This is a genomic window from Pseudomonas sp. CM25, from assembly GCF_013179705.1.
GTDB lineage: Bacteria > Pseudomonadota > Gammaproteobacteria > Pseudomonadales > Pseudomonadaceae > Aquipseudomonas.
In genome coordinates, this window is record NZ_JABMCW010000464.1 from 1 (window position 1) to 3,448 (window position 3,448).

4 protein-coding genes are annotated in these 3,448 nt (G+C 59.2%); all 4 read left to right on the top strand.

Features of this window, described 5'->3' with window-relative positions; genetic code table 11:
• Nucleotides 1–283: 283 nt before the first annotated feature.
• Entirely contained in the window at nt 284–580 is a 297-nt protein-coding gene (gene ihfB, locus HP546_RS27865; protein WP_003252675.1) for an integration host factor subunit beta, read from the top strand.
• Nucleotides 581–598: 18 nt separating this feature from the next.
• Nucleotides 599–862: a lipopolysaccharide assembly protein LapA domain-containing protein gene (locus tag HP546_RS27870; RefSeq protein WP_172232333.1), complete on the top strand. Its 264-nt coding sequence runs from the start codon at nt 599–601 to the stop codon at nt 860–862.
• Between the two features lie 99 nt (nt 863–961).
• Nucleotides 962–2,395 (top strand): MBL fold metallo-hydrolase RNA specificity domain-containing protein, encoded by a 1,434-nt coding sequence (locus tag HP546_RS27875; RefSeq protein ID WP_172232336.1) that lies wholly within the window; start codon nt 962–964, stop codon nt 2,393–2,395.
• A gap of 254 nt (nt 2,396–2,649) precedes the next feature.
• Nucleotides 2,650–3,448: Wzz/FepE/Etk N-terminal domain-containing protein (locus HP546_RS27880; protein WP_172232339.1), on the top strand; the 799-nt coding region annotated here is incomplete at its 3' end.

Below are 3,448 nucleotides of genomic sequence, written 5' to 3' on the forward strand. Positions count from 1 at the left end.
CCCATCGCCGAATGCGGTGGGTTTGCGGGCTGTGCTACACAGATGGCGCAGGCTCACGCTCACATCCGGCCAACACCGCCCGTTTTGAGAGCGGGTTCACCCGCGAATCAGGCGTCGCGGTGGATGGCACCGGCTTGGCCGGGATTCACGGTGTAGACCATTCTTGAATTACTTCAATCTTGAATTTTTTTATTAAGTCAAGATCCACCCTGTTCAAATCTCTCCCGGCGTGCTACAAACTGGTTAAGCAATGATCTAGCTGCTTGATAACGAAGGGAAAAATATGACGAAGTCGGAGCTGATCGAACGTATTGTCACCCATCAAGGGCTGCTTTCGTCCAAGGACGTGGAGCTGGCCATCAAGACCATGCTTGAGCAGATGTCACAGTGCCTGGCGACCGGTGATCGCATCGAGATCCGCGGTTTTGGCAGCTTCTCGCTGCACTATCGGGCCCCTCGTGTGGGTCGTAACCCCAAGACGGGGCAGTCGGTCAGCCTCGAAGGCAAGTTTGTGCCGCACTTCAAGCCCGGCAAAGAGCTGCGCGACCGGGTCAATGAAGAAGACGAGGCGGAAGCCTGATCATCAAGGAGCAATCTGATGCGTAACCTCAAGCGCGCCCTGGCGGCGGTGTTTGTGCTGCTGTTGGCGGCTGTGGTGCTGTTCTTTGTGCTGGAAAACCAGCAGACCGTGTCGTTGGTCCTGTTCGGCTGGGTCGCCCCGGCCATGCCGGTTGCCGTGGTGGTGTTGGCTGCCCTGGTCCTCGGCCTGGCGGTCGGGCCATTGCTAGGTGCCTACGGCGTGCAGCGCAGCAAGCGCAAGATCAGGGCGTCTGCCCGACAGGCCGCGTTGAGCGGTAACTAGCGAAAATTCCTACGCACACATAGGAAAGTCTCACCTATGCATGTGCCGGCCGTCATGGGGTAATAGGGCACCTCTTCGGCTCAGGCGAACGCGTGCAGCATGCAATACCCCAGCCTTTCCCATCACGGCGGTACCCGTGGCGTCACCGGGTCTTGCCACCAGCTGCACCTTGCCCCGTCCAGCAGCCTGCTGGTCGACTGCGGCCTGGAGCAGGGGGCCGAGGCCGCGCCAGGCGCCGAGTCTGCGGCGCTTGGTTTCGATGTACAAGGCATCCAGGCGCTGGTCGTCACCCATGTTCATCTTGATCACGTTGGTCGGATCCCGGCACTGCTGGCTGCTGGCTACCGCGGCCCCATCCTGTGCAGCGAGCCCTCCGCCCGTTTATTGCCGCTGGTGCTGGAAGATGCCTTCAGGCTGGGCATCAGCAGAAAGCCTGCGCTGGTGGCGCGTTATCTCGACCTGGTGCGCAGCCTTGTCGTGCCGCTGCCGTTCGAGCGCTGGCACATGCTGCTCGAACGCCCCGGCCTGACCTGCCGCATTCGCCTCCAGCGTGCCGGGCACCTGCTGGGCTCGGCTTATGTCGAGTGTGATATCCAGCGGGAGCATGCCAACAGCCGTTACGTGTTCTCCGGTGACCTGGGCGCTTGCAGCAACCCCATGCTGCGGCCCGTGCAGCCACCGGAGCGGGCTGACGTGCTGGTACTCGAAAGCACCTACGGCGACCGCCTGCACCCGCCTGCAGGTGACCGACGCCAGCGTCTGGAAGCTGCCATTGACCGCGCCCTGGCCGACCAGGGCACTGTCCTGATTCCTGCATTCAGCCTGGGCCGCACCCAAGAGCTGCTGTACGAGCTCGAAGACATTCTTCACCGCAAGGCCTTGCTGGGCTCAGCCGGCCATGGCTCTGAGGAGGATCCCCTCAATTGGTCACAATTGCCGATTATCCTTGATTCACCCTTGGCCCAGCGCATCACTGGCGTGTACCGCGAGCTGCATGAATATTGGAGCGCCGAAGCGAGGGCGCGCCTCGTCGAAGGGCGCGACCCGCTTGGTTTCAGCCAGCTGATCAGCGTGGACAGCCATGCCCGTCACCAGCAGGTGGTCAACTACCTGAAGAGTACCGGGCGGCCAGCGATCGTGATTGCCGGCAACGGCATGTGTTCGGGTGGGCGTATCGTCAACTACCTCAAGGCCATGCTGGGGGATGCACGGCATGAGGTGATGTTTGTGGGGTACCAGGGTAAGGGCACGCCTGGGGCGGTTATACAGGCCAGTGAAGCTGCGCAGGGGGTTGAGCAGGTTGATCTGGATGGGCAGATGTATGAGGTGCGGGCGAAAGTCAGGACACTACCGGGATACTCAGGGCATAAGGATCAAGCGGGTTTGCTTGGATTTGTTGACGGAATGCAGCGTGCGCCTGAAAAAATAGTGCTGGTGCACGGCGAGCGAAGATCGAAGATCCTGCTGGCATCGGCCCTCAAGCAAGCGTTTGCATGCGGTACACGAGGCGCGTGTGTTTCCATACCTGATTGACCATTTAGCAGAATTTCACAGGGAGTTAATCTAGTTGGGAACCACTAATATCTTCTGAGCTCCAACCGTGTTCGTTTCATTCATCTTGACCGGACGTGCCGGGTAGGGTGGAATCAGGCAGAGTATGAAGGCAGATTGACCCTACGCTCGATCTCGACCGCCCTGATGAAGCCAAATCGCTGGCGAGTGGCCCGCGCTTCGGGTGAGGTCGGTGTTTGAATGATGTTTGACGGACCCCAGGATAATCAGAATAAATGCTTAACGACCCTCAGCGCCCGAATCGTGATGATGAAATTGAACTTGTCGAACTGATACAGGGAGTATGGCGCCAGAAGGTGTGGGTGGGTTTGGTCGCTGCGCCGATTGTTTCAGTGGGCGTTGCTTATGCATTGCTGGCGACCCCGGTATATGAGGCGAGGCTGTTCGTAGAGCCTCCCAGCCAGAACGATATTGCTCAGCTGAATTACGGCCGTGGCGGTGAGTCGGGCTTGGCCCACCTGACGGTAAAAGACGTGTATGACACTCACCTTCAGGCATTGCAGTCAGAGGGTGTGCGCAACAAGTTTTTCCGTGATGTTTATCTGCCAAGCCTAGACCAGGAACGTCGGCAGGGCTCGCGCGACTCGTTGTATAGCGAATTTGCCAATGTGTTGACCGTGGCGCCGGCAGGCAAAGGTTCAACCACGCGTTACGCGGTTACCGCTTCTACCGCCGACCCTGAGCAGGCGGCAAAGTGGGTGGTGGCTTATAACGAGCTGGCTGCAGGTAATGCCAAGCATGAGGTGCTAGAAAGCAACCGCAGTGACATGTTGATCAAGGCTGACAACCTGCAGACTCAGATCGATGCCATGAAGGCCAGTGCTCTTCGGGAGAGGGAAGACCGCATCGCCCAGCTGAAGGAGGCCTTGGTCGTCGCCAAATCCATAGGCTTGGAGAAACCGCCAGTCATCTCGCAATCGTTAACTGATGAGGTCTCGGCTGCGATGGGAGGGTCACTCACCTACATGCGCGGGAGCAGAGCGCTGGAGTCGGAAATCTCGAACCTTCTAGCGC